The organism is Jannaschia sp. 2305UL9-9 (assembly GCF_041403465.1).
Taxonomy (GTDB): Bacteria; Pseudomonadota; Alphaproteobacteria; order Rhodobacterales; family Rhodobacteraceae; genus Jannaschia.
This window is the reverse complement of record NZ_JBGEHM010000003.1, coordinates 212,697-238,297: the sequence shown is the minus strand read 5'-3', so window position 1 is coordinate 238,297 and position 25,601 is coordinate 212,697. Positions and strand designations below refer to the sequence as shown.

Here is a 25,601-nt window from a genome sequence, read left to right as displayed (position 1 = left end):
CTGCGCGCTAGACGCGGGCCGCGCGAGGCAGGGGGCACGGATGGGCAAGACGCTGTCGGAACTTGGTCTGACGGGGCCGGATGGTCTGATCATTGACGGGTTGGCCGTGGACAACCGGCGTGTGCGGGCGGGCGATCTGTTCGCGGCGCTGCCGGGCAGTACCGTGCACGGGGCAACCTATGCCGCAGATGCGCTGGATCGCGGCGCGGTCGCCGTGCTGACCGACCCCGCAGGTGCGTCGCTTCTGCCTGTCGGCGCCCCCGTGGTCGTGGTCGAGGATCCGCGCGCCGCATTGGCGTTTGCCGCCGCCCTCATGGCGGGCGCGCAGCCCGAGTGCATGGTCGCGGTCACTGGCACCAACGGCAAGACCAGCGTCGCCGCCTTTACGCGGCAGCTTTGGGAAGCGCTGGACCTTTCGGCGGCCAATATCGGCACCACGGGTGTCGAAGGCGCGTTTCACGCCCCTTCCGCCCATACGACGCCCGAGCCGATCACCCTGCACCGCCTGCTGGCCGACATGGCCGATGCCGGCGTCACCCATGCCGCGATGGAGGCATCCTCGCACGGGCTGGATCAACGGCGGCTGGAGGCCGTGCGCCTTGCAGCCGCGGGCTTCACGAACCTGACGCAGGATCACCTCGACTACCACGGGACGATGGACGCCTATTTCGCGGCCAAGGAAGGTCTGTTCGACCGGATCCTGCCCGTCGATGGCGTGGCGGTCATCAACCTCGACGATCCCCATGGCCCTTCCCTGGCCAGCCGGTGCGAGGCGCGCACGCAGGAGGTGATCGGCGTGGGTCGCGGCGACGCCGCGCGGCTGCGTCTGACGGGGCAGCGGTTCGATGCGACGGGACAGCAGTTGCTGTTTCAGTGGCAGGGACGCGCCTTCTCGGTCCGGCTGAACCTGATTGGCGGTTTTCAGGCCGCGAATGCCCTGTTGGCGGCCGGCCTCGTGATCGCTGGGGGCGAGGAGGCGGAGGCCGTCTTCGCCGTTCTGCCCCGTCTGACCGGTGTGCGGGGACGCATGCAACTGGCCGCGACCCGGTCGAACGGTGCTGCGGTATTCGTCGATTACGCGCATACCCCCGATGCGGTGGCCACGGCCCTGACCGCCTTGCGCCCGCATGTGATGGGGCGGATCGTTGCGATCGTCGGCGCGGGCGGCGACCGTGATCGCGGCAAGCGTCCTTTGATGGGACAGGCGGCCCACGACAATGCGGACCACGTGATCGTGACAGACGACAACCCCCGTTCCGAGGATCCGGCAAGCATTCGCGCGGCGGTGTTGGAGGGGGCCCCGGGCGCGGCGGATGTCGGCGACCGGGCAGAAGCGATCCTGACCGGCGTAGACGTGCTGCAACCGGGCGATGCTTTGCTGATCATGGGCAAGGGGCACGAGACGGGGCAGACCGTGGGCGACATGGTGCTGCCCTTCGATGATGTGGAGCAGGCCTCCATCGCCGTCGCCGCTCTGGAGGGGAAAATATGACGCTTTGGTCCGCAAAGGATGCCGCCGCTGCGACGGGCGGGCAGGCGATCGGGGATTGGTCCGTCACAGGGTTCAGTATCGATACACGCACGATTCAGCCCGGTGAGATGTTCGTCGCCCTGCAGGCTGCGCGGGACGGGCATGATTTCGCGGCGCAGGCGCTGGACAAGGGGGCAGGTGCCGCTCTCGTGTCTCGCATCCCCGAAGGGTGCGAAGGCCGCCCCCTTCTGCTGGTCGAAGACGTGCAGGCCGCGCTGGAGGCGTTGGGCCGCGCGGGTCGCGCCCGAACAGGCGCCAGGGTCATCGCGGTGACCGGCAGCGTCGGCAAGACATCAACCAAGGAAATGTTGCGCCATGTGCTTGCGGCGCAGGGCAGGACCCACGCGGCCATCAAGTCCTACAACAACCACTGGGGCGTTCCGCTGACCCTTGCCGCCACGCCGCCCGACGCGGATTTCGCGGTCGTCGAGATCGGTATGAACCACCCCGGCGAAATCGGCCCCCTGGCCAAGATGGCCGCCCCCCATGTCGCGATGGTCACCATCGTCGCGCCCGTGCATCTGGAGGCGTTCGACGACGGCATCGGCGGGATTGCCCGCGAAAAGGCCGCGATCTTCGACGGGCTCGTGCCCGGCGGCACGGCGATCTGGAACGCCGATCTCGAAACGTCGCCGATCCTGGCCGAGAAAGGCTCGGTGTCCTTTGGCACGACGGTCGCCGACTGGCGGCTGACACAGGTCGTGACCGGCGCCGACAGCACGGCCTGTGCGGCGCATGGTCCGCACGGGGATCTGATGTTCCGCATCGGGGCGCCGGGCGCGCATTTCGCGTTGAACGCGCTGGCCGTTCTTGCCGCCGTCGACGCAGTGGGCGCCGATGTCGCCCGCGCGGCCCTGTCATTGACCGACTGGACCCCGCCCGAGGGTCGCGGTCAGCGGCATGCCGTGACACTCGATCCGGACCGCCCGGCGCTTGACCTGATCGACGATGCCTACAACGCCAATCCGGCAAGCGTTGGTGCCGCGCTCGACCTGTTGGCCGCAACGCAGGTTCCGGCCCGCGCCCGGCGCATTGCCATTCTGGGCGACATGAAGGAGCTGGGCCCGACGGCGCCGGACCTGCACGCGGCATTGGCCGCGCGGCCCGCGACCGAAGGCGTGGACCAGGTTCATACCGTCGGCTCGCTCATGAAACATCTGCATGACGCACTGCCGGCCACGCGGCGCGGCCTGCACGAAGATACGGCCGCCGACATGGCCGCGCATCTGCGCGACATGGTGGGGCCGGGTGATGCGGTTCTCGTCAAGGGATCGCTGTCCATGAACATGGCCATTCTCGTGGATGGCCTGCGCGCGCTGACCGACCGCAGCGGCGAAAGGTAGGAACGACATGCTTTATTGGCTGACCACATTTTCCGACGGCGGCGACGTCTTCAACCTGTTTCGGTATATCACCGTGCGGGCCGGTGGCGCGTTCTTCGTGGCGTTGGTCTTTGGCTTCCTTTTCGGCAAGCCCCTGATCAACCTGCTGCGCCGCAGGCAGGGCAAGGGACAGCCGATCCGGGATGACGGTCCTGAGACGCATTTCGTCAAGGCGGGCACCCCGACCATGGGGGGCGTCCTGATCCTAGGGGCGGTGACCGTGTCGACCCTTCTGTTCGGACGTCTCGACAACCCCTATGTCTGGCTGGTTCTGGGGGTCACGATCTGTTTCGGGGCGATCGGGTTCGTCGATGATTATGCAAAGGTCAGCGCGGGCAACACCAAGGGTGTGCCGGGGCGCGTCCGTCTTGCGCTGGGGTTCACCATTGCCCTGCTGGCCGGGCTGGTTGCGGTCTGGATGCATCCGCCGGAGCTTCAGGCCGCGCTCGCCGTGCCGTTCTTCAAGGATGTTCTGTGGAACATGGGGATGATTTTGTATCTTCCCTTCGTGATGATCGTGATCGTGGGGTCGGCAAACGCCGTGAACCTGACCGACGGTCTGGATGGTCTGGCCATCATGCCCGTCATGATCGCCGCCGGAACACTGGGCGTCATCGCCTATGCGGTGGGGCGGGTCGACTTCACCGACTACCTGGAGGTCCATTACGTGCCGGGTTCGGGGGAGCTGTTGATCTTCGCCGCCGGCCTGATCGGCGGTGGTCTCGGCTTTCTGTGGTACAATGCGCCCCCGGCTGCGGTCTTCATGGGCGACACCGGGTCGCTTGCCCTTGGCGGCGGGCTTGGCACCGCGGCGGTGGTGACCAAGCACGAACTGGTCTGGGCCATCATCGGCGGGTTGTTCGTGGTCGAGGCCCTGTCGGTCATCATTCAGGTCGCCTATTTCAAGGCCACGGGAAAACGCGTCTTCCTCATGGCGCCGATCCACCACCACTTCGAAAAGAAGGGCTGGGCGGAGCCGCAGGTCGTGATCCGGTTCTGGATCATCGCGCTGATCCTTGCGTTGATCGGTCTGGCGACACTCAAGGTTCGGTGACTGCGGCGAACGGACAGACCCGGCGCCGGTAAATGACATGGCAGGCCCGCGGGGGCGTAATGGGGGGACGATATGCTGACACGTGGTGAGAACCCTCTGAGCCTTTCGACGAAGGCGGCCCGCTACGGGGCGGTGGCGCTTCTGTTCGGACTGCTGATCCTGATGATCCCGGTGGTTCAGGGCTATGCCGCCGCATCCGCCGGGGATCCGCCCCCCAGCCCCGTGAACGGCTGGCAGGAGATGCGCCTTTTCGGTTGGGAACTGGCCATGCAGGAGGATGCGCAATGATCCCGGTGCGTGGGTATGACGGCGCGACGGTCGCCGTTCTGGGCCTTGGGCGCAGCGGCCTGACGGCGGCGCGCGCCCTGCGCGCCGGGGGGGCGGCAGTCGTTGTCTGGGACGACGGTGCAAAGGGGCGCGAGGCCGCCGAGGCCGAAGGGTTCGAGGTACGTGATCTGACCCGTTCGGGCGCATTGGAAGGTGTTTCCACCCTCGTGACCAGCCCCGGCATCCCGCACCTCTATCCCGCTCCGCACCCGGCCATCGCCGCCGCGTGGGACGCGGGCGTCGTGGTCGACAACGATATCGGGTTGTTCTTCCGCAGCCTCGGCTGGGGGGATAGCCCCCCGCGCGTCGTGGCCGTGACCGGCTCGAACGGCAAGTCGACGACCTCGGCCCTGTTGCACCACGTTCTTTTGCAGGCTGGCCGCAAGGCGCATCTGGCCGGCAACATCGGGCGCGGGGTTCTCGATCTCGACATGCCGGCCGAGGATGAGGTCATCGTCCTCGAACTGAGCAGCTATCAGACCGAACTGGCCCGGTCGCTGACACCGGATGTCGCCGTATTCACCAACCTGTCGCCCGATCATCTTGATCGCCACGCGGGCCACGGCGGCTATTTCGCGGCCAAGCGTCGGCTGTTCGCCGAAGGCGGGCCCGACCGGGCGGTGATCGGTGTCGATGAAGCCGAGGGACGTTTCCTCGCGGGTCAGCTGCAGGAGTCCGCCGTCGACGATCGCGTCATCCGCGTATCGACCGGCAAGCTGTCCGGGCCGGGTTGGCAGGTGACCGCCCGCAAGGGATGGCTGTCCGAGGTCCGCAAGGGCCGTCAGGTGGCAAGCGTCGATCTGCGCGACATTCCCGGCCTGCCGGGGCGCCACAATCATCAGAACGCCTGCTGTGCGTGGGCCGCCGCACGTGCACTGGGCCTTGGCCCGCGCGATATCGAGGCGGGCCTGCGCAGCTATCCCGGTCTGCCCCACCGCAGTCAGGTCATCGCCAGGGCCGGTGGCGTTTCCTTCGTGAACGATTCCAAGGCGACGAACGTCGATGCGGCGGTTCAGGCGCTGCAGGCCTTCGCGAATATCCGCTGGATCTGCGGTGGTCTGCAAAAGGACGGGGGCCTCGATGCCCTGCGCCCTTATCTTGATCGCGTGACCCGCGCCTATGTCATCGGTCGCGAAGCGGAGGCATTCGCCCTTGCCCTCGGGGCTGGCGTCGATGCGGAGGTTTGCACCGACATGGCGACCGCAGTAGCCCGCGCGGCCGAGGATGCCGGTCCGGGCGATACCGTCCTTCTGGCGCCCGCCGCGGCAAGCTTCGATCAATACGACAGTTTCGAGCGGCGAGGCGAGGATTTCGCGGCCTGCGTGGCCCGGACCGTGCCTATGGACGAAGGCTGACCCCGGCCGAATTGTCATCCGCCCCGAAGGGTCAGGACAAGCAATCCGGCAGGGAGAGCCTTGCAATCGCGTCGGCGCCGAACTCTGCCGAGCGGTCCCCGACCCGTACGGAGGCGCCGATGATTTCGGAGTCGGAGACCGTGATCTCCCGCGTGCCGACGGTGTCATCCACATCGATCGTGAAGGCGATGGTCTGTCCGGCCAACAGGCCCGTCACCGGCAGGGTGATCCGCTGGTCGCCGTCCCGCACGACAGGTTGCCCGGACAGCAGGTCCTGACCCGCGACCAGTTCGAAAGGCTGAAACACCTGCACCCCGGCCCCCGAGCCCGTGACATCGAAGACAAGGCCGGAGGCGGAACCGGACAGGTCGATCGTCACATCCGTCGACCCAAGGCCACATTCGCCGGTCTGTTCGATGGTAAACCTGTCCTTCGGCGCGCCCTCGCGGAAGGTCACGGTCACGTCGGCAAATGTCGGCGTGGCCAGCAATATGGCGGCAAGGGCCGGAACGCCGCGTCGGGGGAAAGTTCGGGTCATGGTCATTCCAATCCTCATGATGGTCCGGTGACGGCATCGCCCCGACCCCATGCCGGGTCGGATCAGCTGACCGCCTTGGCAGAAGCTGGGGCGTCGGGGGGGACTTGTCCAGCTGGGTAGACGAGACCCGCCGAAATCACGAGTTTCGCGGCATCCTCGACCGTCATGTCGAGGATGACCACGTCTTCTTCGGGGACGAACAGCAGGAAACCGGAGGTCGGGTTCGGCGTCGTGGGCAGAAAGACGGACATCATCGGCACGCCGGCCCGCTGCTTGATCTCGCCCTTGGCGGAGGTCGAGATGAAGGCGATCGCCCAAAGGCCCTTGCGCGGATATTCCACGAGGCAGGCATTCTCGAAACTGCTCTGATCCTGTGCGAGGATGGTTTCCGCGATCTGCTTGAGGCCGCCGTAGACTGAGCGAACAACCGGCATCGTCTGCACGAGGTTCTCGGCCCAGCGCAGGATGGAACGCCCGATCAGACCCTTGGCCAGCCAGCCCACCAGCAGGGTGAACAGCAAGAAGAAGGCGACGCCGATGCCGCGGATGTCCACATCGAGACCGAACTTCTGCAAAAGCCAGATGTCCGGACGATAGGACAGGGGCACGAACGGCAGGACCCAGCCGTCGATCCACCCGATGACGGACCAAATCAGCCAGAACGTCAGGCCGATGGGCGCAATCACGACCAACCCGGTCAGAAAGTTGTTTCTGATCCGGGTGAACAGGCCGGGACGTGCCGGCCGTGGGGAAAGGTCGTCGCCAAGTTGCATGATGGCCCAGTCGGGATCGATACGGTCGGATCGGACATAGGCCGTGCAAGTGGCGGTAACAAGACACTGGCCCGCAAGGTGATGACCTGACGACGAAATGATCGATCCGGTATCGGGTTTGCCTGCGGTTGCAGCGCTTTTCGATCAGGCGCGGCCCTTGGCGTCACTGTGGCGTCACGCCCGGAATGGGGCGCAATCCGGCGATGCCTGATCCGTCAGTACGTATCGCCCGAGACATAGGTCGCCGCCGCCTCGACCGCCCTGCCAAGCGCGGCTTCGGGGGCTGCGCCCGCGCGTTCGGCGGCAATATGGGCCGCCATGAAGGTATCGCCCGCACCCGTGACGCGGGTGACCATGACTTCGGGCGGACGCTCGACCTCCACGCCGCCGGGATGTGCGCAGGCGGCCAGCCGTGGACCGTCCGTGACAAGCGCGCGGTAGAGGCCGCGTGCGCGCAAGGCCGCCGCCGCCGCCGCCGCATCGGTTTGCGCCGTGTGGAGCAGCAGGCCGGCCTCCTCCAGATTGACGTAGAGGGTGGCGGTGGGGTGCGTGAGGAAGGGCAGCAATCGCTCCGCCTTGCCGGGCGACGCAGGTGCGATGCGCAGGTCGGTCGCCGCAAAACGCGGATCGGTTGCGATCTGGGCCAACAGGTCCTGTGTCAGGTTCCCGTCCAATGCGACGGGGCCGGTCCACCCCTTCAAGGGACCGTCGAGGGGGCGCAGGATCTTGTCCCCCACGGCTTCGAGGGAATGGGCATCCGCAATCGCAGCGATCAGGCCATTCGCACCTTCGACGGCCATGTAGACATCCGTCGGCAGGTCGTCCGACCGGTAGAGCGTTTCCGTCACCAGACCCATGCGCGACAGCGCGGTGATCAGTTCATCCCCCTCGGTGTCGCGTCCGACCACGGACAGCAAGGCGGGCGTCATGCCATAGGCCCGCGCCGCCATCGCGATGTTCAGCGCCACGCCACCGGGCAGGCGGGTGATCCGACCGGGGCGATCGGACCCGGTCGTCATATGGGCGGTGGACCGACCGATGATGTCCCAAAGGACAGACCCGATGCAAAGAATGTCTGGTGTCATCCGTCCCGTTTGCCCCAGACGTCCGGGGGCGTCCAGTCGCGTCAGGCCAGAACGGCCATGGTGATCAGCGACAGGCCGCAGGTCCAGACCAGAACCTGAGCAACGCGGTCGGTCGGGACACCGTGCAGCAACGCAAGGCTGAGCGCCATCGCCCCGGCGGGGCCTGCGGCGGTGAAGGTAAAGAGGCGCGCGGTGTCCTGCGCGATGCCCGCGGCAATCATGGCGGCGAACACCGCCACCGGCAGGGCGACAAGCTTGATCGCGGAAAACACCGCCACCGCGCCATCTGCGCGAAACCGTGTGCCCGACAGGATCACGCCCAGAGCAAACAGCGCGACCGGTGCGGCGGCCACGCCGTTGAACGTCACGAAGGTCTGCACCGCATCGGGCAGGGACAGGTGCAGAAGGGCGGCGAACGTCCCGGCTGCAATCGCCAGCAACGCAGGCGTGCGTGCGAATATCCGGACCACGGACAATGGCGACGCCCGACCATCGCTGATGATCTGGAGGATGATCATCACCCCGCCGAACGACACCACGGAATCGAGGACGACGACCATCGTCACAGGCAGAATGTCGTCGGCCCCGAACAGAAGCGTACTGATGGGCAGGGTGTAGAACAGGGTGTTCGCGAAGATGCCCGCATAGGCCAGGATCACCGCCTCTGCCGGGCTGGCGGCAAAAAGCCTCCGGGCCAGCAGGTAGCCCCCGCCGAAGATCACGGCCTGGGTCAGCGAATAGAGAAGGATCGGCAGTGCGGCGAAGCTGTCGACAGGCGCATTCGCCAGGAGGCCGAACACCGCGATCGGCACCAGCACGGTCATGGCAAAGCGGTTGATGACCCTTGCATCGTCGCGCGACATCAATCTGGCCCGCCCCAGGCCGAAACCGAAGGCAAGGATCGCGAAGATCGGCAGGATCGGGTCGGCGAGGGCCGCAAAAGGGGACAAGGGGCCGTCTTTCCGGTCGGACGTATCGGATCGACGCCTTAGCAGGGGATCGGACGTCCGGCCAGCGGCCGTCTCAGCCCTTGATCTGCCAGCGTGCCTCCAGCGCTTCGATGGCGGCCACGCGCTCCTCGGTCTTCGGATGGCTCATCAACCAGGCAGGCATCCCGTTGCCGCCCATCCCCGTCAGCGTGGACAGCTTGCCGAACAGCGATTTCTGCGGCGCCGTGCCGATCCCGGCCTTGACCAGAAGGGCGCTGGCGTAGGCGTCGGCCTCGTATTCGTCCTGTCGCGACAGCCGGGCCGCGACCAGCGACGCCAGCGCGTTCGCGACATAGACACCGACCCCCGGCAGGATGCGCCCGAGGACCCCGGCAAGGACGACGCGGATCGCATTCTGTCCCGAAAAATCGATCAGACGACGCCGGGCATGCCCGAGCGCGACATGCCCCAGTTCATGGGCAACGACGCTTGCCATCTCGGCCGCCGTAACCTCACCCGCGTGGTACTTTCGCAGGAACCCCCGAGTGATGAAGATACGGCCATCCGGCGCGGCGAGGCCGTTGACCGGCTCGACCTCATGCACGTGCACCTTGATCCGGTCGACATCCAGAACGCGGGCCATGCGTGCGAATTCCGCCTCCAGCCCGGGGTCCGCAAGCGGGGTGGAGGTTTCGTCCATCTGCTTTTTCAGGCGCCATGCGGAAAAGAACCACATCACGACGCCGTAACCGATGGTCAGAAGGAGAATGGGCAGCTTCAACATGGTCCAGATATGGGGCGCATCGCGTCCAAAGGGAACCGCCGCCGCGCCGCGTCCGTTTGCCCCATGCAAGACGGAGGATGACAATGCCCGACTGGATCACCCCCCTCGTGGACGCCGCGATACTCGTTCCCTTCATGGTGTTCTGCGTCAGGCTTGCGGGGTTGCGGGCATTCTCCAAGATGTCGTCCTATGATTTTGCCGTCACCGTGTCCTTCGGTTCGGTGCTTGCGGGAACGGTCCTCAATCCCGGAACGCCCCTGTGGCAGGGGATGCTGGCGATGGCGTCCTTGTTCCTTGTGCAATGGACCATCGGTCTGGCGCGTTCGCGCATCGCAGCCGTTCGCACCCTGACCGACAATGAGCCGTTGTTGCTGATGCGAAACGGCCAGTTCCTCGAACGGAACATGAAACACGCCCGGATCACGCGGTCCGAAGTGATGGCCAAGCTGCGCGAGGCGAATGCCCTGCAGTTCGGGCAGGTGAAGGCCATGGTGCTGGAAACGACCGGCGATATCAGCGTTCTGCATGGCGATGACCTGAACGAGACGCTGCTCGACAACGTCGCGCAAGGCGGGGCTGCCACGGGCGGCTGAGTGGGCTGTGCGTTTTTGCGGCCTGCGATCCCTTGCGGGCAGAAGCCGGAAACCTCATCTCTCTTCGGGAATGTTGGAAAAGCTCCACAAATCTCGCGACGGATCGCAGCATCTGCGACGTGGAAGAGAGAACGGGGCTGGCAGATGCCCATGCAGCAGACAGAGAACACGCCGGATGATTGACCTGGATCCTTGGGAAACCCTCTTCCTCGACGCCCTGCTGGAGGACGTTGTCGATGCCCCGCCCGTAGCGGCCTTCGCGTTCCGGCGGGCTGCGATCCTTCGGTATCGTCCGGGGGATGCACGGGCCGCGCTGCTGGTCGCGGCGGCTGAATTGCTTGCCGAGGACGGAATGTCGGCCTCCGATGTGAATGACGCCCTCAGGTCGGCCATGCGGGGGCGTCAGACCATCCTGTCCATCGACTGGTTGTGGAACGCCGGGCGCGGCGATCTGATCGGGGTGGTGATGCCGCAAGGCACGGGTCGTCCCGTCGCCGGGCGCAGCTGGCGGATTGCGCGCGTCGGCCTGCCCATTCTCGGGGCGCTGACTGTGGGGGCGCTGTCCTGTCGCCTTTGATGCGGGGCGTCACCGCGTCAGCAGGCGCATTCCGCGGCTGAGACCGTCCAGCGTCATCGGGACCATGCGGTCCTCGAAGATCTCGCGGATCATGCGCACGGAATGGGTGTGGGGCCAGTGGGTTTCAGGCAGGGGGTTGATCCAAAGGTTCGACGCCCACTGCGTGCGCGCCCGCTCCAACCAGACCTGACCCGCCTCTTCGTTCCAATGTTCGTTCGCTCCGCCGGGATAGGCGATCTCGTAAGGGGACATGGATGCGTCGCCGACGAAGATGGCGCGATAATCGGGGCCGTAGGTGTTCAGCACCTCCTGCGTGGGCGTCACCGCGTTCCAGCGGCGGCGATTGTCACGCCAGACACCTTCGTACAGGCAGTTGTGGAAATAGAAGTATTCGCAGGTCCGAAACTCGGACCTTGAGGCTGAGAACAGCTCTTCGACCACCTTGATGTGGGGATCCATCGATCCGCCGACGTCAAGGAACAGCAGCACCTTGACCGCGTTGCGCCGTTCCGGCCGCGTCTTGACGTCCAGGTATCCGGCCTTGGCCGTGGACCGGATCGTGTCGTCGAGGTCCAACTCGTCGGCGGCCCCGTCGCGGGCCCAGTTGCGCAACCGCTTGAGCGCGACCTTGATGTTGCGCGTGCCCAGTTCGACGCTGTCGTCGAGGTTGCGGAATTCCCGCTTGTCCCAGACCTTGACCGCGCGCTGATGGCGGCTCTGATCCTGACCGATCCGCACCCCTTCGGGGTTGTAGCCATAGGCTCCGAATGGCGATGTGCCGGCCGTGCCGATCCACTTCGACCCGCCCTGGTGGCGCCCCTGCTGTTCGCGCAGCCGTTCCTTCAGCGTCTCCATCAGTTTGTCGAACCCGCCGAGTGCTTCGATTTCGGCGCGTTCTTCGGGGCTGAGATGCTTTTCGGCCTGTCTCTCCAGCCAGTCGGCCGGCAGGTCCAGCGCCTCCAACACGTCCTGGGGGGTGATTGCCTCCAACCCCGCGAAGGTCGCCGCAAAGGCCCGGTCGAAACGGTCGATATGACGCTCGTCCTTCACCAATGCGGTCCGGGCAAGGTAATAGAACCCGTCCACGTCGTAGGTGACGATGCCGGCGGCCATGCCATCGAGAAAGGCGAGGTGTTCGCGCAACGACACCGGCACGCCCGCGCCCCTCAGCGCCTCGAAGAAGCGCAGGAACACGTCAGACCCGGGTCAGCAATATCAGGGCCAAAAGCCCCAGCAGGCCGAAGATGATGGCCCAGACAGCGGCATATTGTGCCATGTCGAACGCGGTGCCGTTCTTGCGACGGACATAAAGGGCACCCGCAACGGCACCCGCGATTGCGGTGAGTATTGGCAACATGACTGCAGGCTTACGCGCCCGGCGACAGGGCTGCAACCTCGGCCGTGCGTCGGGCGAGCACGTCATCACCCCAGGCATACCGGCCCCATGCGAGGCCTTCGCGACGCGTGCGCGCGGCTTCGGGGCGCGCGCCCTGCATTTCCATCGCCTCCGCGCGCAGCAGCAGCAGCGTCGCCAGAACCGCCGCGTTCTGCGCATCATCGGCGGCAGGTATCGCCCTGTCGATGATCCGCAGGGCCGACTCGGCCTGTCCCGACGTCAGTGAGAAGGCGCCAAGCTGAATCGCGACATGGGCGGCGTGAATGCCGTCACCGAACAGCGCGCGAAACCCGGTGCCCGCCGTCAGGAATGCCGAAATTGCCGCGTCCGGGTCGGTCGCCAGTGCCGCGCGGCCAAGGGCAAGGTGGGAAAACGGCAATCGTGCGTCCGTCCAGCCCGCGGCCTGCGCGGCAGTCACCGCGCGCTGGGCCGCGATCAGCCGCGCGCGATCGGATCCGCCGGGGGCAAGGGCACCGGTGATCGCCGCGTTCCATTCAGGTGTGCTTTCGGCGACGGGGGCGGTGTCGGGGCGGCGCCCCTGCGGGTTCACGCGGGCCAGAATGCCCGGCAACCGTGCCGCCACCTGTTGCTGTGTCATGCCGGACGCCAGTTCCGGCGCATATGTCGCACGCAGGATCGTCATGTCATAATCCGTCAGGACGACATGCATGTTGTCGTCGTTGAAGACCGACTGGGGCAGGCGATACAGATCGTTCAGCGGGCCGAGGGCCTGCGCGATCTCTTCATGCAGGCAGTCGCGGATTTCCTGCGGGCTGACATCCGAGGGCAGGAACACGCTGGCGCGGCTGCGGCTGCGCAGGGTGGTCCAGTCGATCTCGGGGGAGAACCGCTTGGAAAGATAATCCTGCCACCCGGCGACGCGCGGCACGACGAAACAGGCGGCGCCGGGAACCGACGCCTGCAATTTCGCACGGGGCAGGGCGGTGATCGTGATCGACCCCATCTCGCCGGGCTTGGCGCGGCCAATGTCGATCCCCGCCTCCTGGCGCAGCCGTTCCAGCAGGGTGTCGAGGTCGGGACCAAGCGTCGGCGGGGGAGTGCCTTCGACGGCAACGGTGATCGGGCCTTCGAACCGGGTGAAGACCGGCAGTTGCCGACCGGTTTCGAGCTGAAAGGAGAGGGCCATGAAGTCGCGCGCCATCTGACCGTTGGGCACCACCGGAAGGCGGGCGGACGGCGCACCGTCGAAACGGCGCGGTGCCGGCAGGGCGCGGGTCATGGTTGCGACGCTGGCCCGCGTCGCCGCCGACCCGTCGTGCGGCGACAGCGAAGGGGTGCAGGACGCAAGCAGCGTGGCAGCCGCGAGGAGGGTCGCGCGCAAGCTCACTGCAGACGATCCGTCCGGGCCGGGCGATTGTAGCGGATGAATGGCGTGCGTTCGCCTATCCGGTCATAGAGCATCCGCCCCGCGTAGTTGAACTCCTGCGTCAGCCAATAGACGCTGGGCGCGCCGCGGGCGTCGGCGTCCGCATAGACGACCTCGATCAGGGAGCGTCCGACGCCTTGGCCGCGCACACTGGGGACGGTGAACAGATCCTGCAGATAGCAGGTTCCCTCGGGCCGCCACATGTGCGGGTGATGGACCCAATGCACCAGGCCGACGGGAACCGCATCCTTCCAGGCGATCCGCCCGTTGAACGTGGCCGGATCGGACGAGAGCAGCTGTTCGAAGGCGGTGTCATGGGCGGCCTTCGGCAGGACGGTTTCGTAGTAGTCGAGATAGGCGGTCCACAGGGCGTTCCATGCGCCCCTGTCCGACGGGGTTGGCGCGCGCAGCGTGATTGTTTCTGAAAGCATCGCAAGCCCGCCCCGTGTCCCCGGTTTGTGTCGATGCTAGGGGCGCAATGTGGCGGGACTGGGGCAGATCTGCGGCTCTTGCTGGGTGACCCGGCGTCGTTCTGCCGTGGTCGAGATGCCATCGGCGCGAAAGACGATGGCTATCGGCCGCCGCGCGCCATGAAAGCCAGTCGTTCGAACAGGTGAACATCCGCTTCGTTCTTGAGCAACGCACCGTGCAGGCGGGGCAGGGCGCCCTTGGCGTCGGATTTCAGATCCTCGGCGGTCAGGTCCTCGGCCAGCAACAGCTTGAGCCAATCCAGAACTTCCGAGGTCGATGGCTTCTTCTTTAGGCCTTGCTGGTCACGCACCGCGTAGAATTGCGTCAGGGCGACGCCCAGCAAGTCGGACTTGATGCCGGGATGGTGCACTTCGACGATCTTGCGCAGCGTCGCCTCATCCGGGAAGCGGATGTAGTGAAAGAAACAGCGCCGCAGAAAAGCGTCCGGCAGTTCCTTTTCGTTGTTCGAGGTGATGATGACGATGGGGCGATGCCTGGCCCGGATCGTCTCGCCGGTTTCGTAGACGTGGAACTCCATCTTGTCGAGTTCCTGCAGCAGGTCGTTCGGGAATTCGATATCCGCCTTGTCGACCTCGTCGATCAGCAACACGACCCGTTCGTCCGCGGTGAAGGCCTGCCACAGCTTGCCGTGCCGGATGTAGTTGGAGATGTCGTGTACCCGAGCATCGCCCAGCTGGCTGTCGCGCAGGCGGGAAACGGCGTCGTATTCGTACAGGCCCTGCTGGGCGCGGGTGGTCGACTTGACCGCCCATTCCAGCATCGGCACGCCAAGGCTTGCCGCGACCTGCCGGGCCAGTTCGGTCTTGCCCGTTCCCGGCTCACCCTTGACCAGAAGGGGGCGTTGCAACGTGATCGCGGCGTTGACCGCAACGGCCAGATCGTCGGTTGCGATGTAGTCTTTTGTGCCGTCGAACCGCATCGATTGTCCCCACCCCGTGGCTAGTTTTGTCGCACCCTAACAGTCGGTTCTGCTAGCGCAACCAAACTGCATGGGGGGCGTGACAAGGGCGCGAAGCTGCTGTAAGCGGCGCGCACAGACATCGGGACCAGCCTCGATTCAATCGGATCGAACGGCAGCCACCCGACGAGTGGGAGCGCAGCATGAAGGCCGAAACCTTTCTTCCGAACGATTACATTCCAGCCGAGGATGAGCCTTTCATGAACGAGCGGCAGACGGAGTATTTCCGTCGCAAGCTGCTCGCCTGGAAGGCCGAGCTTCTGGATGAAACCGCATCGACGATCACGGGGCTGCAGGATGCGGCCCGCAACATTCCCGACGTAGCCGACCGCGCCTCCGAGGAGACCGACAGGTCGCTGGAGTTGCGGACGCGGGACCGTCAGCGCAAGCTGATCTCCAAGATCGAGGCGGCCATGCGCCGCATCGAAGAAGGAGAGTACGGCTATTGCGAGAAGACCGGCGATCCGATCTCTCTCAAGCGGTTGGATGCCCGTCCGATCGCCACGATGTCGCTTGAGGCGCAGGAGCGTCATGAGCGGCGTGAGAAAGTCCATCGCGACGATTGACCGGGTGGTGCCCGCTCGGCCTCCGAGGTTCGATCGGGGGCCACATCGGCACGTGTGGGTCAGGTTTGGGCTCACCTTGACGGGGCGGCCATGACCGCCCCCGATGTCACGATACTGGGCGGCGGTATTGCCGGGCTGGCCACCGCCATTGCCTGCGCCGGCCAAGGTCGCAGTGTCGAAGTCATCGAACAGGCGTCCGCCCTGACCGAAGTGGGGGCGGGCCTGCAAATTGCCCCCAACGGTCTGCGCGTGCTGCAGGCATTGGGTGTCAGCGTCCCCGGTATCGACAGCAAGGCAGTGCAGGTGATCGATGGACCCACCGGGCGCCATCTGATCCGCATGCCTCTGGGGTCCGGGTTCCGCCTTGTGCATCGTGCCGACCTGATAGCCTCCCTCGCCGATCGGTCGGGGGACGTCGGCTTGCGGCTTGGAACGCGCGTGGCGTCCGTTTCAGATGACGCGCGGATGCTTGCCCTGAATGACGGCACCCGGATCCCGGTCAACATGCTGATCGGGGCCGACGGGGCACGCGGGGCGTCCCGGGGGTTCGTTGCGCCCGATCACAAGGCCCGCTTCACGGGGCAAGTTGCCTGGCGCGCAATCGTGCCCGTGCGGGACTGGCCCGCCGAGGCGCAGATCCACGTGGGGCCAGGACGGCACATGGTCCTCTATCCCCTACGTGATGCGACCATGCTGAACATCGTGGCGGTGGAGGAACGGACGCAATGGGTGGCCGACGGATGGTCGCATCGCGATGATCCGCAGGCCCTGCGGGACGCGTTCGCGGGATACGCCGCGCCCGTCCGGGCCCTGCTGGACCGCGTCGAGACGGTACACATCTGGGGGCTGATGGATCACGGCATGACCCCGGAATGGACCCGAGGGGCATGCACACTGATCGGGGACGCCGCGCATCCGACCCTGCCGTTCCTGGCGCAGGGTGCAAATCTCGCGCTGGAAGATGCATGGTCGATTTCGCGGCATCTGGACGCGCCGGGGGCCTTCGTTGCCGCCCGCCGCCCCCGCGTTGCGCGCGCGCTCGCTGCTGCTGCGGGCAATGCGCGCAATTATCACCTGACCGGCTTGCGGCGGCTGGGGGCGCATGGCGCGCTTCGACTGCTCGATCGTATCGCGCCCGGCCTCATGACGCGCAAATACGATTGGCTGTACGACTACGACGTCACCGCCACCCAGACCCCCTGACGGCGATCAGCCCGCTTCGACGGGGCCGCCCGCCTTTTTCCAGCCGGGAAAGCCACCCACGTTGGTGACGTCGGTAAAACCCATTTCCTTGAGGGTTTTTCCGGCCAGTGCGGCCTGACCGCCTGCACCGCAGATCAGGTGGATCGGGGCGTCCTTGCGCAGGGCCGGATTGTGATACTCGGTCTGATCATCGGCCGCGAACTCGATGAAGCCACGGGGCACGCGCTCTGCGCCCGTGATGGTGCCCGTCTCGGCGATGTCTGCGCTGTCGCGCACATCGACAAAAACGACGCCATCCCTGCCATGACGAGCGACCGCCTCTTCGGAGGTGATCTGCGGCACGACTTCATTCGCGGCGTTCAGGTAGGACTCTGCTGTTTTCATGTCGTCTACTCCGTCGATGTCAGGGGACAGCTGTCCAAACCGATGCAGTGCACCGATCCGTTTTGCCATCCGGTCAGGTGACACATGGACCTGCGACGAAATGAAACAAGGGGAGGATGGTGCGCCAAGAGGGAAAAGGATTGAACCCCCAGTTCAATTCCCTCAGCGCAGAAGAGCTCAAGATTCTCTTCGATGCCCTTGAGGCCTGGGAACGCCATCTCGCACAGTTAGACTCGAAGAGTCTGAGGTGCATCGATGAGCACTTTAGACCATAATTTCAATGAGATATCGAAGAAGTCAGCTAAGAAAGATGCTGACAAAGCGAAGTATCCGCCGCCGTTTTCCATTCGCTTCACTTTTGAAGAAAGGGCACGATTGGATGCAGAACGGGGTCCAAAGGCCCTTTCTACGCATATCCGTGACCTCTTGTTTGGCGATGATGTCGCCCCAAGAAAGCGGCCTGGAAACAGCCCTGTAGGGGATGCTGAGGCGCTTGGGCGAGTGCTTGGGACATTGGGCGCTTCACGGCTATCATCGAACCTCAACCAGTTGGCAAAGGCCGTGAATACTGGCTCCTTGCCTGTGTCACCCGAGGTGGAAGCCGAACTGATTGAAGCTTGCCAAGAGATTCAAGAATTACGCGCTGATCTGCTGTGCGCCCTTGGGAAAATGCCAAGGAGCGAACCATGATCCTGAAAGCCAAAGAACGCGGAGATGCAAGCCAACTGGCAAGATATCTTCTTTCTGTGCGCGACAATGAGCATGTCGAGCTGCACGAGGTTTACGGATTCTCAAGCGATGATCTAAAGGAGGCGTTTCGCGAAGCGGATGCCATCGCGCGCGGGACGCGCTGCAAGAATTACCTTTTCTCGATGAGCCTGAACCCGCCTGAAGGTGCTGCGGTTTCTAAAGCCATCTTTGAAGACACGGCTGATCAAATCGAGAAGAAACTTGGCTTGGAAAATCAGCCTCGCGCCATCGTCTTCCATGAGAAAGATGGCAGACGCCATGCACATGTCGTATGGTCGCGGATCGACACGGAGCGGATGCGAGCGATCAATCTTCCGCACTACAAGTCAAAGCTGCGTGACGTGTCACGTGAGCTCTATCTCGAACATGGATGGGATATGCCGCGCGGCCTTCAAGATCGCCGCCTGCGTGATCCGCTCAATTTTACACGTCAAGAATGGCAGCAGGCCAAACGTGTTGATCTTGACCCCCGCGAGATCAAAGCCGTTTTTCGGCTATGCTGGGAGAATTCTGACAATCGGGCGTCTTTGGAACAGGCGTTCAAAGAAAGCGGCTTCCTATTGGCGAGTGGTGATCGGCGAGGCTTTGTTGCTCTCGATTATCGCGGCGAAGTCTATTCGCTGTCGCGCTATGCGGGAGTGAAGACCAAAGAACTCGAAGCTCGTCTTGGTGATCGTCAACATCTACCGTCAGTCGATCAGGTTAAGGACCGCTTGGCCAAGGGTATGACGCGCAAGCTAGAAGGCTTCATCAAAGAGGCGCATCGCGATGCGAAGCAACGTTATGCCATGATTGATTTCCGACGTGGGGAAATGGTTGCACGTCACGTCGATGAACGAAAAAATCTATCTCAGATGCATGAGAGGCGTTGGTTGGCAGAAACCAATGAACGCGCTGAGCGATTGCCTAGTGGGTTTACAGGCCTATGGCGACGTCTGACGGGAGAATACGCCAGGATAAAGAAACAGAACGAACAGGAACTTATAGGAGCATGGCAACGCGACCGAACAGAGACGGACGCGCTGATAGCTGGGCAACTCGATGAACGTCAGATACTTCAAAAAGATATCAAACAACAGCGGGCGCGCGTTCAAGATGAACTACTGCGCTTGCGGCCTGATGTGATGGAATATCAAATATCCGATGGGCCGGATCGGGGACCTGAGAATCCTGATCCGACAAAGCAACGCAGGCGGTCGCGGCAAGATCGCCGATATGATCGATAGGTAGATGTTAGCTTAAGCAAAGTCGTTACAGGCACTATCACTGTTCGCTGTGAACCGTTGCGCGGCAATCGCCCCAAAATTTTTCTTTCCGTTTAATTCCAAAAGCTTATTTGCATATGACAAAGGTGCTTTCGTTCAAATCAACGGGAACGCTGCAAGCATATCCTCCTCAAGACGTCGTAAACCTCGAACCATCAGGGGCCTTCTTTGGCCAATGATTATGGGGACGGGCCGAAAGGCCCTGAATGGTTCGGGGCCTCCTTGAAAATGAGGAGGATACAATGAAACTTATCTCTCGATTTGAAGCAGCAACACTTGGTACCGCGCAGCTCTATGGATTGCGCAAAGATGCTTTTGTCGCGTTTTGCGCTGCCCAGCACGGCTCGCAAGCGCAACGTGATGCATTGTGCACCATGCGCACAATCGAACACGAGCTCGCCACGCGTGCGCCAGCTCCCTAAAAATACTGCGGCTGGCCTGACGGCCAGTCGCAAATTTTCTGATCGCTAGAATAGGCTCAACTGTTTGCTGTCTGCTTCCTTGCGCGTCCAGTCCGGCGACTTGGCCTCTTCGTCAAGCCATCCCAAAACATAGGTTTGCGCGCTCCCATGGGCTTCGATGTATTCGGGCTTTATGAACAAGGAACGATAACCTGTTTCTGTGATCGGCAGGACTTGGCGATCTTCCCTGACCACTTCGATATGATCGATCTCAGCAACCTTTGACCACACGGGGCAATGCCTAATTTCCAGAGTTATCCCGCGCCAAATGGCGCGGGTGATCTGATATCGTTCGGCGCGTTTATCGGCAGGCGTAGACATATCGTCCTCCTGCAATTGTGGTTTCGGAGTATTCTACACTTAGGTCACGGGCGATGGCGTCAAAATCGATGTAGTATTGAAGGCTTTGGGGAATATCACCGTATAGCCCTTCATCGACAAACTGCTCGGCTAGCTCTCTCAGGCTTTCGACGTCGTAGATGTCCACGCCAAGCAGGTCGGGGCTGTCGTCGGGGTCGAAGGAATAGCCACACTCACCCACAGCGATGATGATATTGATCTTTTCGTGTTCTTCCCAGCTCTCAACGCATTCCAAGAATTGCGCATAGTTGGCTTGGTTTAGGCCAATGGCTCTGGCCAACTCGCAGTCTATCATTTCACCGTCGATGAACTGAATTTCAAACTCTTCAACTGGATCGCCGTAGTCGTTTTTAGCGTTCTAACTTTGGCCTCATAATCTTCGGTACTTGTAAAATAAAAACCGTTTGCACTGATGTCATAGGGTTGGGCAAAAAGGGTGATGGTCATTTTCTCCTCCAATGGGGTTATGGGTTGCTCCTGCAACCCTTGCCCTTCGGCGAGAATGGGGGTGCAAGCGGAGGGGAAAACCGGCGAAAGAAAATTGCTTCGTTGGGGGCAACCTTTAGGGGGAGCCGACTAAGCAGTTTTCTGTTCGATCTGTTTTGCTTGCAGTGCGCCAGGGGCAAGGCCCCAAGCTCTTGCGTGAGGGATGGAAGCCAGTTGGCCGAGACTATCAGGCTCGGTTCACGACAGCCCGTTCCGCCTATCTAGACAGGTGGACGCGCACAATCTTATCCCCAAACAAAGCCGCTTCTGACCAACTTCTTGATGGCTTTTTGAGTTTGCAAACAGCATCATGAGCGCATGCCGCTTTTTCTCCGCGATATTTGGCCGATTGAGCCCCTTCGTGAATACAAAATTCACTTTGCGCGGTGGAACAAGCACAATCAGCCCTTAGATGTGTTTGCGCGTGACAGACAGGAATGGCAGAACTGGCAAGAGTACAAACCTGGTCGTAACGAGTTTAACCGCCCGCTAATTTTCTCGCTAATCCAATTTTACCACGAGACGGACAGTTGGCTCTTTGGCGGCGTGTATGAGGTAACGGCCCGTCACGACGATCGCTATGAAGTCGCCCTTCGAGGCAATGGCGAGGAGATGATTGGTCGGCTTAAAATTCATTATGCTTATCGCGACCGAACAACGCGTCCTGTGATGGAGCGGCACTACGAGAATTTTGAGGTCCAAGAAATCCTCAAGGAACCCTATTCAGGACGCTCTTTTCCGGGATTTGATGAGATTGATCTGTCATTTGAGGAACTTGAGTCCTTGGTTTGTAACAATCGCGATGACTGGCGAATTTCACTGGCGAGCGTGAAAGGCATCTATCTTATCACGGATACCAGTACAGGACGGCGCTATGTTGGTTCAGCTTACGGCGATCAGGGCGTCTGGGGGCGTTGGTGCCAGTATGCTGAGAATGGTCATGGCGGAAATGTGCAGCTCAGACAGATCGCCCAGGATGCTGATCTGGCGTATGCGCGGGCAAATTTTCGGTTTGCGCTGTTAGAACATCGCCTCGATCGCACTCCCGATGATATGATCATCGCCCGAGAAACCTATTGGAAGCGCATTCTTTTCACTCGCGGCGCGCAAGGACTAAACAGAAACTGACCGATCGTGCTCGTTGTACATAGGATGCCTTGATAGCAGTGAGTCAGAAGGCTCTTCCAGTTACCGCCGGTTCAATGCAATTTCTACTAAATTCATAGCTCTCCCAGCACAACTGCATGAGTAGATGATTTGGTGCCTAAAGAATTGCCAAGCGCAAGATATCGTGTAAAATCAAACTCTAACCATGTTGAGAAGCCATATTTTGCCTGAAAACATAACTTTCGAAACACTTTACAATCCGGACGACGCAGTAATAGACGTGGTCTTCGTGCACGGATTAACAGGTGACCCAAAATCGACATGGGCTTCCGCGAATGGATTTTGGCCAGATTGGCTTGCTGAAGACAACCCCACAGCTGCGTTCCATACAATTGGGTTTCCAGCATCGAAATTGAAAAAGTGGTTATCAAAAGAACTTGATGTTTTTGAATTGGCTAAAAGTGCAACGGAGTACTTGTGTGGCTACGGGATAGGAAAACGCCCTGTCGTGTTTATTGCGCACAGTCTCGGTGGTATTCTGACTAAGTTAATCTTAGCTCATTGCAACGGATCATCTGATTCAGAAGCTGCAGAACTTGCACAAAAAGTCGTGCGTGTAATGTTTCTCGCTACGCCACATAATGCACCCTCTTTTGCAAGCGTAGCGAAGTACGTGATGCCAAAATTAAGCTCTGCTCATGTTACTGTGCTTGCAGGGGAAACTACGGTCCTCACAAAGATTGGCGAGGACTACAAAAAATATTCTGGGGTCACACCGCTCCTCAAGAATATTGCCTACTATGAAGCGCAGCATTTAGCTGGGCTAGCTATGATCGTAAGCAAAGAAGACGCAGACCCTGGAATAACTGGTACAACTCCAATTCCAATAGAAGCTGACCATCTAAGTATTTGTAAGCCTAATTCAAGAGATAGCATGGTCCACGTAAGTGTTAGTCGACATATTCGACAAGCGCTAAAGTGCGCTCACGACCACCCGGAACTGTCTTCTTCAGAAACAAAAACATTTGGTGATGACTACTCAGTCAAGGCAGAACACGACCGACGGGAGTTGTTAGAAAAAATGGTCGCTGCAGATAGAGAAAACGAATACGGATACGCGAATAGGCAGCAAAACAAGTTTGCTCGCCCTTACGTAGCTTTGGGATTGTTGCCCGGAACAAGGGCCGATCACGATATGATGTTGAGCGAAGTGGAGCAACGTTTCCAGTCGCAAGTGTTTTTCCCTCATATATGTGAGGGTTCCGATAAGCAGACCATTCAGGAAGCTGTTCAGAAAAACGTTGTGGAACCACTAGCTGGCAAAGCGATCGGCGAGACGGTTTTCGGCGCAGCAACCATACAAAGCGCCATCTACTTTTTGACGGAGCAGTGTCACATCAGATGGGACCCTGAGACATGAAATCACGGCTCTGGTATCCACAACTTGATCCTTCGTCAGCGGTAAGAAGGTTTGCCCGTCTCCTAAGACTTTGGTCTAAGAGTCCTGAAACGATGGAACGGTTATTCATCGCTGACTTCTTCCTCGCGTCACCAAATTTGATTGACCGTTTGCAGATGCCTAGCGAATATAGAAAAAAATACGCATCACTCGGGCTGCCGAAGCCAAAAGATTCGTTTCTAACGTTTCCATCATCAAGCATGCTATTTCACACAATGGAACCGGTCCAAAAAGAAGGATTGAACTCGATGGCGGGCAAAGCTCTTCTTGAACTGTCCGATTATGAAGTATCCAAGGTTAAACTTTCAGATGAAGGTTTGGCCTTTGCTGAAAAATTAGAGAATTCGCCTCGTTCAAACATTGAAGACGTGGCGTTAGAATTTATTGCAGATATATTTAAGTCACCAGAGTTTTCTGGAAAAATGGAATTGAGAACAAGATCAGGGCTGCGTTTTTATGAATGAAATAGCCCACAGTTTTCTGAGACTTGATCGCTTGCGCGTTATGGCGCGCGGGCAACCAGTATACGACCAAAAGTTTCACGCCGGTGTAAATATTATTCGTGGCGATAACGGTTCAGGGAAGTCGACCATAGCTGACTTTGTTCATTTTATTTTGGGTGGAGATTTTAAAGATTGGAAGAAAGCCGCCGAAATTTGCGATGAAGTGCAAGCGGAAATTTCAACCCCAAGAGGTAAGCTGTCCCTAAAAAGGGAAAAAGTACTTGGCCGCCCACCAGTTTGGGTGTTTTTTGGATCGCTCGAAGAGGCTGGAAAGCACGGCATTGAAGGTTGGGAGCGCTATCCAATACAAAGGGTGCAGAGTAATGCCAGCTTTACCGAAGTGCTTTTTCGATCCATGCTATTACCGGAAGCGCAGAGTGATGGCGCTTCAAATATCACAAGTCATCAGCTGCTGAGGCTTCTATACTCTGATCAACGAACCCCGGCTCCACGTCTGTTTAGGTTCGAACCATTCGACAAACCTACGATACGCGTTGCAGTTGGAGACCTCGTCTGCGGAATAAAGAACTACGATCTCTTTGAGGTTGAGCTTGAGGTCAGGGATCTGACTTCAAAGTTTGACAAAGTGGATGCTGAGTGGGGCTCACTTCTGAAGTCGTTTCCAGATCAAACGGCCGTCTCCGTAGAAAAAATTCAATCTTCAATTCAAAAACTCATGACAAATGTCTCTTCGATTGAAGTTGAGATTGCCAATGTAGACGACATCGTGTCCAGCGACCAAAGCAAAGCTTTTGACAAAGCTCGCCATTTGGCAGCTGAAAAACTCAAAAAGTTGCGTGCTAGTCTATCGAAGACTTCTCGTGTAATTGAGGAGACGTCGCTAGAGATTGTTGAAATTGGTCGCTTTCTTGAACATCTTGAGCAATCATTAGTTGCACTTGCAGGAGCTGAAGATACAGCTGGTTATCTTGGGAGCATTGAGTTTTCTCACTGTCCATCTTGCTTGAAAGAATTGAAGCCAGCGCTAGCCGAAAATACGTGTACACTTTGTGGCCAACCTGACGGTGATCATCTCTTGGCCAGTCGCTATAATCAGATACGTTTGGATATCGAACTTCAGATCAAAGAGTCAAAACAGCTTCTTGCTGACGAGAATGCAAAACACTTGGCAGCAAAAAAACACTACGCGAAGGAGCGAAAAAACTATGAACTGAGCCTCAGTGAATTCACCGCATCTTACGAACTAAGCAACTCTCCTCGTGACGCCTATCTCGCTGATCGGCATAGCAGGCTTGGTCGAATTCACCGTGAAATCTATCAGTTCGAAACAAGTTTGCAGCGCGCTAGCGAATTGGATGCGCTTACAATAGAGAAGAGTAGACTAAATGGATTATTAACTGCTGCAAAAGACAAACGGACGGCACTTTCACGGACAGCTCAACAACGTCGTAGAGCTGCGTTAAATCAAATTTCTAAACATGCGGTCGGTATACTCCACGCAGATGTCAGCGGCGCGCAAGAAGAGTTCAAAAATGCTGAGTCTGTAGATGTTAGTTTTGAAGACGACGCTGTGTCCGTGGACGGGCAAATGAATTTTGCAGAAAGCAGTAATGTCTTTCTCAAGAACGCTGCAATATTATCTTTGCACTTGGCTGCTTGCCAGGACGCCAGCTTCTTTCATCCGCGCTTTGCCCTGTTCGACAACATTGAAGATAAGGGAATGCAGCCCAAACGAAGTCACAAGTTTCAAGAGCTAATCGTGCGTCTCTCAACGGAAATGCCAATAACAAACCAAATCATTTTCACTACGTCTTTGATGAATCCAAACTTGGAGTTGGAAGACTTTGTTATTGGGCCTTACTACGATGAGCACAATAAGACTCTTGAACTCTAGATGCATTGTGAAACCATCTTGACCTTTGTAGAAGCACGGGT

General features: G+C 60.4%; 30 protein-coding genes. 16 read left to right on the top strand and 14 right to left on the bottom strand.

From position 1 onward, the window contains the following. The first annotated feature begins 40 nt into the window (after positions 1–40). From V6N07_RS14570 to murD, 5 genes are all read left to right on the top strand, one after another. Positions 41–1,492 (top strand): UDP-N-acetylmuramoyl-L-alanyl-D-glutamate--2,6-diaminopimelate ligase, encoded by a 1,452-nt coding sequence (locus tag V6N07_RS14570; protein WP_371157063.1) that lies wholly within the window; start codon positions 41–43, stop codon positions 1,490–1,492. After that, positions 1,489–2,874 (top strand): UDP-N-acetylmuramoyl-tripeptide--D-alanyl-D-alanine ligase, encoded by a 1,386-nt coding sequence (gene murF / locus V6N07_RS14565; protein ID WP_371157062.1) that lies wholly within the window; start codon positions 1,489–1,491, stop codon positions 2,872–2,874. The genes V6N07_RS14570 and murF overlap by 4 nt, the downstream gene beginning before the upstream one ends. Before the next feature lie 7 nt (positions 2,875–2,881). Then, positions 2,882–3,967: a phospho-N-acetylmuramoyl-pentapeptide-transferase gene (gene mraY / locus V6N07_RS14560; protein ID WP_371157061.1), complete on the top strand. Its 1,086-nt coding sequence runs from the start codon at positions 2,882–2,884 to the stop codon at positions 3,965–3,967. A 72-nt stretch (positions 3,968–4,039) separates the two neighbouring features. Then, on the top strand, positions 4,040–4,255 hold the full coding sequence (locus tag V6N07_RS14555; protein WP_371157059.1) for a hypothetical protein: 216 nt from the start codon (positions 4,040–4,042) through the stop codon (positions 4,253–4,255). Further along, positions 4,252–5,649 carry a UDP-N-acetylmuramoyl-L-alanine--D-glutamate ligase gene (gene murD, locus V6N07_RS14550; RefSeq protein WP_371157057.1) on the top strand — a complete coding sequence of 466 codons (1,398 nt, stop codon included), beginning with the start codon at positions 4,252–4,254 and terminating at the stop codon, positions 5,647–5,649. Before V6N07_RS14555 ends, murD begins: the two co-directional genes overlap by 4 nt. A 31-nt stretch (positions 5,650–5,680) precedes the next feature. On the opposite strand, the gene V6N07_RS14545 is transcribed toward murD, so the two are convergent. The 5 genes from V6N07_RS14545 to V6N07_RS14525 all read right to left on the bottom strand — a co-directional run bounded on the left by V6N07_RS14545 (position 5,681) and on the right by V6N07_RS14525 (position 9,758). Further along, a complete protein-coding gene (locus tag V6N07_RS14545) occupies positions 5,681–6,187 on the bottom strand; it encodes an aggregation factor core (protein ID WP_371157056.1) in 507 nt (168 codons plus the stop codon). A 62-nt stretch (positions 6,188–6,249) separates the two neighbouring features. Further along, entirely contained in the window at positions 6,250–6,960 is a 711-nt protein-coding gene (locus tag V6N07_RS14540) for a DUF502 domain-containing protein (RefSeq protein WP_371157055.1), read from the bottom strand. A 215-nt stretch (positions 6,961–7,175) separates the two neighbouring features. Beyond that, positions 7,176–8,045, bottom strand: a complete 870-nt coding sequence (locus V6N07_RS14535) for a PfkB family carbohydrate kinase (protein ID WP_371157053.1) — start codon at positions 8,043–8,045, stop codon at positions 7,176–7,178. A 41-nt stretch (positions 8,046–8,086) separates the two neighbouring features. Further along, positions 8,087–8,995 (bottom strand): AEC family transporter, encoded by a 909-nt coding sequence (locus V6N07_RS14530; protein WP_371157051.1) that lies wholly within the window; start codon positions 8,993–8,995, stop codon positions 8,087–8,089. Between the two features lie 73 nt (positions 8,996–9,068). After that, complete coding sequence (locus tag V6N07_RS14525) at positions 9,069–9,758, bottom strand: M48 family metallopeptidase (RefSeq protein WP_371157049.1); 690 nt, start codon at positions 9,756–9,758, stop codon at positions 9,069–9,071. 83 nt (positions 9,759–9,841) lie between these two features. On the opposite strand from V6N07_RS14525, the gene V6N07_RS14520 reads away from it, so the two are divergent. Both V6N07_RS14520 and V6N07_RS14515 read left to right on the top strand, forming a co-directional pair. Then, positions 9,842–10,351 carry a DUF421 domain-containing protein gene (locus V6N07_RS14520; RefSeq protein WP_371157047.1) on the top strand — a complete coding sequence of 170 codons (510 nt, stop codon included), beginning with the start codon at positions 9,842–9,844 and terminating at the stop codon, positions 10,349–10,351. 175 nt (positions 10,352–10,526) lie between these two features. Further along, positions 10,527–10,928, top strand: coding sequence for a hypothetical protein (locus V6N07_RS14515; RefSeq protein ID WP_371157045.1), 402 nt, complete (start codon positions 10,527–10,529; stop codon positions 10,926–10,928). A 9-nt stretch (positions 10,929–10,937) separates the two neighbouring features. On the opposite strand, the gene V6N07_RS14510 is transcribed toward V6N07_RS14515, so the two are convergent. The 5 genes from V6N07_RS14510 to V6N07_RS14490 all read right to left on the bottom strand — a co-directional run bounded on the left by V6N07_RS14510 (position 10,938) and on the right by V6N07_RS14490 (position 15,122). Next, positions 10,938–12,122 carry a VWA domain-containing protein gene (locus V6N07_RS14510; RefSeq protein ID WP_371157043.1) on the bottom strand — a complete coding sequence of 395 codons (1,185 nt, stop codon included), beginning with the start codon at positions 12,120–12,122 and terminating at the stop codon, positions 10,938–10,940. 1 nt (position 12,123) lies between these two features. Beyond that, positions 12,124–12,285 carry a hypothetical protein gene (locus tag V6N07_RS14505; RefSeq protein WP_371157041.1) on the bottom strand — a complete coding sequence of 54 codons (162 nt, stop codon included), beginning with the start codon at positions 12,283–12,285 and terminating at the stop codon, positions 12,124–12,126. Positions 12,286–12,295: 10 nt separating this feature from the next. Then, a complete protein-coding gene (locus V6N07_RS14500; RefSeq protein WP_371157040.1) occupies positions 12,296–13,672 on the bottom strand; it encodes a DUF2927 domain-containing protein in 1,377 nt (458 codons plus the stop codon). Next, positions 13,669–14,142, bottom strand: a complete 474-nt coding sequence (locus V6N07_RS14495; RefSeq protein WP_371157039.1) for a GNAT family N-acetyltransferase — start codon at positions 14,140–14,142, stop codon at positions 13,669–13,671. The genes V6N07_RS14500 and V6N07_RS14495 overlap by 4 nt, the downstream gene beginning before the upstream one ends. A 140-nt stretch (positions 14,143–14,282) precedes the next feature. After that, positions 14,283–15,122, bottom strand: coding sequence for an AAA family ATPase (locus V6N07_RS14490; RefSeq protein ID WP_371157038.1), 840 nt, complete (start codon positions 15,120–15,122; stop codon positions 14,283–14,285). A gap of 182 nt (positions 15,123–15,304) precedes the next feature. Here V6N07_RS14490 and dksA point away from each other — a divergent pair, with 182 nt between their 5' ends. Together dksA and V6N07_RS14480 are read left to right on the top strand one after the other, a co-directional pair. Next, on the top strand, positions 15,305–15,727 hold the full coding sequence (gene dksA, locus V6N07_RS14485) for an RNA polymerase-binding protein DksA (protein WP_371157037.1): 423 nt from the start codon (positions 15,305–15,307) through the stop codon (positions 15,725–15,727). A 90-nt stretch (positions 15,728–15,817) separates the two neighbouring features. After that, positions 15,818–16,930 (top strand): FAD-dependent monooxygenase, encoded by a 1,113-nt coding sequence (locus V6N07_RS14480; RefSeq protein ID WP_371157036.1) that lies wholly within the window; start codon positions 15,818–15,820, stop codon positions 16,928–16,930. 6 nt (positions 16,931–16,936) lie between these two features. Here the strand turns inward: V6N07_RS14480 and V6N07_RS14475 are convergent, their stop codons facing one another. Further along, positions 16,937–17,314: a rhodanese-like domain-containing protein gene (locus tag V6N07_RS14475; protein ID WP_371157035.1), complete on the bottom strand. Its 378-nt coding sequence runs from the start codon at positions 17,312–17,314 to the stop codon at positions 16,937–16,939. Between the two features lie 255 nt (positions 17,315–17,569). On the opposite strand from V6N07_RS14475, the gene V6N07_RS14470 reads away from it, so the two are divergent. The 3 genes from V6N07_RS14470 (at position 17,570) to V6N07_RS14460 (ending at position 19,751) form a co-directional block, all read left to right on the top strand. Then, complete coding sequence (locus V6N07_RS14470) at positions 17,570–18,004, top strand: hypothetical protein (RefSeq protein WP_371157034.1); 435 nt, start codon at positions 17,570–17,572, stop codon at positions 18,002–18,004. Then, positions 18,001–19,290 (top strand): relaxase/mobilization nuclease domain-containing protein, encoded by a 1,290-nt coding sequence (locus V6N07_RS14465; protein ID WP_371157033.1) that lies wholly within the window; start codon positions 18,001–18,003, stop codon positions 19,288–19,290. Before V6N07_RS14470 ends, V6N07_RS14465 begins: the two co-directional genes overlap by 4 nt. A gap of 281 nt (positions 19,291–19,571) precedes the next feature. After that, the gene (locus tag V6N07_RS14460; RefSeq protein WP_371157032.1) at positions 19,572–19,751 is read left to right on the top strand and encodes a hypothetical protein; all 180 of its coding nucleotides are present in this window, start codon (positions 19,572–19,574) and stop codon (positions 19,749–19,751) included. Between the two features lie 45 nt (positions 19,752–19,796). On the opposite strand, the gene V6N07_RS14455 is transcribed toward V6N07_RS14460, so the two are convergent. From V6N07_RS14455 to V6N07_RS14445, 3 genes are read right to left on the bottom strand one after another with little or no spacing between them, the layout of a single operon-like run. Continuing rightward, on the bottom strand, positions 19,797–20,111 hold the full coding sequence (locus tag V6N07_RS14455; RefSeq protein WP_371157031.1) for a hypothetical protein: 315 nt from the start codon (positions 20,109–20,111) through the stop codon (positions 19,797–19,799). Further along, the gene (locus V6N07_RS14450; RefSeq protein ID WP_371157030.1) at positions 20,092–20,445 is read right to left on the bottom strand and encodes an antirestriction protein ArdA; all 354 of its coding nucleotides are present in this window, start codon (positions 20,443–20,445) and stop codon (positions 20,092–20,094) included. Before V6N07_RS14450 ends, V6N07_RS14455 begins: the two co-directional genes overlap by 20 nt. Beyond that, positions 20,442–20,597 (bottom strand): hypothetical protein, encoded by a 156-nt coding sequence (locus V6N07_RS14445; RefSeq protein ID WP_371157029.1) that lies wholly within the window; start codon positions 20,595–20,597, stop codon positions 20,442–20,444. The genes V6N07_RS14450 and V6N07_RS14445 overlap by 4 nt, the downstream gene beginning before the upstream one ends. Positions 20,598–20,954: 357 nt before the next feature. Here V6N07_RS14445 and V6N07_RS14440 point away from each other — a divergent pair, with 357 nt between their 5' ends. From V6N07_RS14440 to V6N07_RS14425, 4 genes are all read left to right on the top strand, one after another. After that, positions 20,955–21,764: a GIY-YIG nuclease family protein gene (locus V6N07_RS14440; protein WP_371157028.1), complete on the top strand. Its 810-nt coding sequence runs from the start codon at positions 20,955–20,957 to the stop codon at positions 21,762–21,764. Positions 21,765–21,948: 184 nt separating this feature from the next. Next, the gene (locus tag V6N07_RS14435; protein ID WP_371157027.1) at positions 21,949–23,163 is read left to right on the top strand and encodes an ABC-three component system protein; all 1,215 of its coding nucleotides are present in this window, start codon (positions 21,949–21,951) and stop codon (positions 23,161–23,163) included. Further along, complete coding sequence (locus tag V6N07_RS14430) at positions 23,160–23,666, top strand: ABC-three component system middle component 5 (protein ID WP_371157026.1); 507 nt, start codon at positions 23,160–23,162, stop codon at positions 23,664–23,666. Before V6N07_RS14435 ends, V6N07_RS14430 begins: the two co-directional genes overlap by 4 nt. Beyond that, on the top strand, positions 23,659–25,560 hold the full coding sequence (locus V6N07_RS14425; protein ID WP_371157025.1) for an ATP-binding protein: 1,902 nt from the start codon (positions 23,659–23,661) through the stop codon (positions 25,558–25,560). Before V6N07_RS14430 ends, V6N07_RS14425 begins: the two co-directional genes overlap by 8 nt. Positions 25,561–25,601 lie beyond the last annotated feature (41 nt).

Bases quoted from the DNA above. Each gene is read 5' to 3' on its own strand.
- V6N07_RS14540 (WP_371157055.1), bottom strand. From the start codon at position 6,960: ATGCAACTTGGCGACGACCTTTCCCCACGGCCGGCACGTCCCGGCCTG.
- V6N07_RS14465 (WP_371157033.1), top strand. From the start codon at position 18,001: ATGATCCTGAAAGCCAAAGAACGCGGAGATGCAAGCCAACTGGCAAGA.
- V6N07_RS14555 (WP_371157059.1), top strand. From the start codon at position 4,040: ATGCTGACACGTGGTGAGAACCCTCTGAGCCTTTCGACGAAGGCGGCC.
- V6N07_RS14440 (WP_371157028.1), top strand. From the start codon at position 20,955: ATGCCGCTTTTTCTCCGCGATATTTGGCCGATTGAGCCCCTTCGTGAA.
- V6N07_RS14460 (WP_371157032.1), top strand. From the start codon at position 19,572: ATGAAACTTATCTCTCGATTTGAAGCAGCAACACTTGGTACCGCGCAG.
- V6N07_RS14450 (WP_371157030.1), bottom strand. From the start codon at position 20,445: ATGATAGACTGCGAGTTGGCCAGAGCCATTGGCCTAAACCAAGCCAAC.
- V6N07_RS14480 (WP_371157036.1), top strand. From the start codon at position 15,818: ATGACCGCCCCCGATGTCACGATACTGGGCGGCGGTATTGCCGGGCTG.
- V6N07_RS14570 (WP_371157063.1), top strand. From the start codon at position 41: ATGGGCAAGACGCTGTCGGAACTTGGTCTGACGGGGCCGGATGGTCTG.
- mraY (WP_371157061.1), top strand. From the start codon at position 2,882: ATGCTTTATTGGCTGACCACATTTTCCGACGGCGGCGACGTCTTCAAC.
- murD (WP_371157057.1), top strand. From the start codon at position 4,252: ATGATCCCGGTGCGTGGGTATGACGGCGCGACGGTCGCCGTTCTGGGC.
- V6N07_RS14475 (WP_371157035.1), bottom strand. From the start codon at position 17,314: ATGAAAACAGCAGAGTCCTACCTGAACGCCGCGAATGAAGTCGTGCCG.
- V6N07_RS14545 (WP_371157056.1), bottom strand. From the start codon at position 6,187: ATGACCCGAACTTTCCCCCGACGCGGCGTTCCGGCCCTTGCCGCCATA.
- V6N07_RS14455 (WP_371157031.1), bottom strand. From the start codon at position 20,111: ATGTCTACGCCTGCCGATAAACGCGCCGAACGATATCAGATCACCCGC.
- V6N07_RS14470 (WP_371157034.1), top strand. From the start codon at position 17,570: ATGAGCACTTTAGACCATAATTTCAATGAGATATCGAAGAAGTCAGCT.
- V6N07_RS14435 (WP_371157027.1), top strand. From the start codon at position 21,949: ATGTTGAGAAGCCATATTTTGCCTGAAAACATAACTTTCGAAACACTT.
- V6N07_RS14445 (WP_371157029.1), bottom strand. From the start codon at position 20,597: ATGACCATCACCCTTTTTGCCCAACCCTATGACATCAGTGCAAACGGT.
- V6N07_RS14495 (WP_371157039.1), bottom strand. From the start codon at position 14,142: ATGCTTTCAGAAACAATCACGCTGCGCGCGCCAACCCCGTCGGACAGG.
- dksA (WP_371157037.1), top strand. From the start codon at position 15,305: ATGAAGGCCGAAACCTTTCTTCCGAACGATTACATTCCAGCCGAGGAT.
- V6N07_RS14525 (WP_371157049.1), bottom strand. From the start codon at position 9,758: ATGTTGAAGCTGCCCATTCTCCTTCTGACCATCGGTTACGGCGTCGTG.
- V6N07_RS14490 (WP_371157038.1), bottom strand. From the start codon at position 15,122: ATGCGGTTCGACGGCACAAAAGACTACATCGCAACCGACGATCTGGCC.
- V6N07_RS14430 (WP_371157026.1), top strand. From the start codon at position 23,160: ATGAAATCACGGCTCTGGTATCCACAACTTGATCCTTCGTCAGCGGTA.
- V6N07_RS14425 (WP_371157025.1), top strand. From the start codon at position 23,659: ATGAATGAAATAGCCCACAGTTTTCTGAGACTTGATCGCTTGCGCGTT.
- V6N07_RS14535 (WP_371157053.1), bottom strand. From the start codon at position 8,045: ATGACACCAGACATTCTTTGCATCGGGTCTGTCCTTTGGGACATCATC.
- V6N07_RS14515 (WP_371157045.1), top strand. From the start codon at position 10,527: ATGATTGACCTGGATCCTTGGGAAACCCTCTTCCTCGACGCCCTGCTG.
- murF (WP_371157062.1), top strand. From the start codon at position 1,489: ATGACGCTTTGGTCCGCAAAGGATGCCGCCGCTGCGACGGGCGGGCAG.
- V6N07_RS14520 (WP_371157047.1), top strand. From the start codon at position 9,842: ATGCCCGACTGGATCACCCCCCTCGTGGACGCCGCGATACTCGTTCCC.
- V6N07_RS14505 (WP_371157041.1), bottom strand. From the start codon at position 12,285: ATGTTGCCAATACTCACCGCAATCGCGGGTGCCGTTGCGGGTGCCCTT.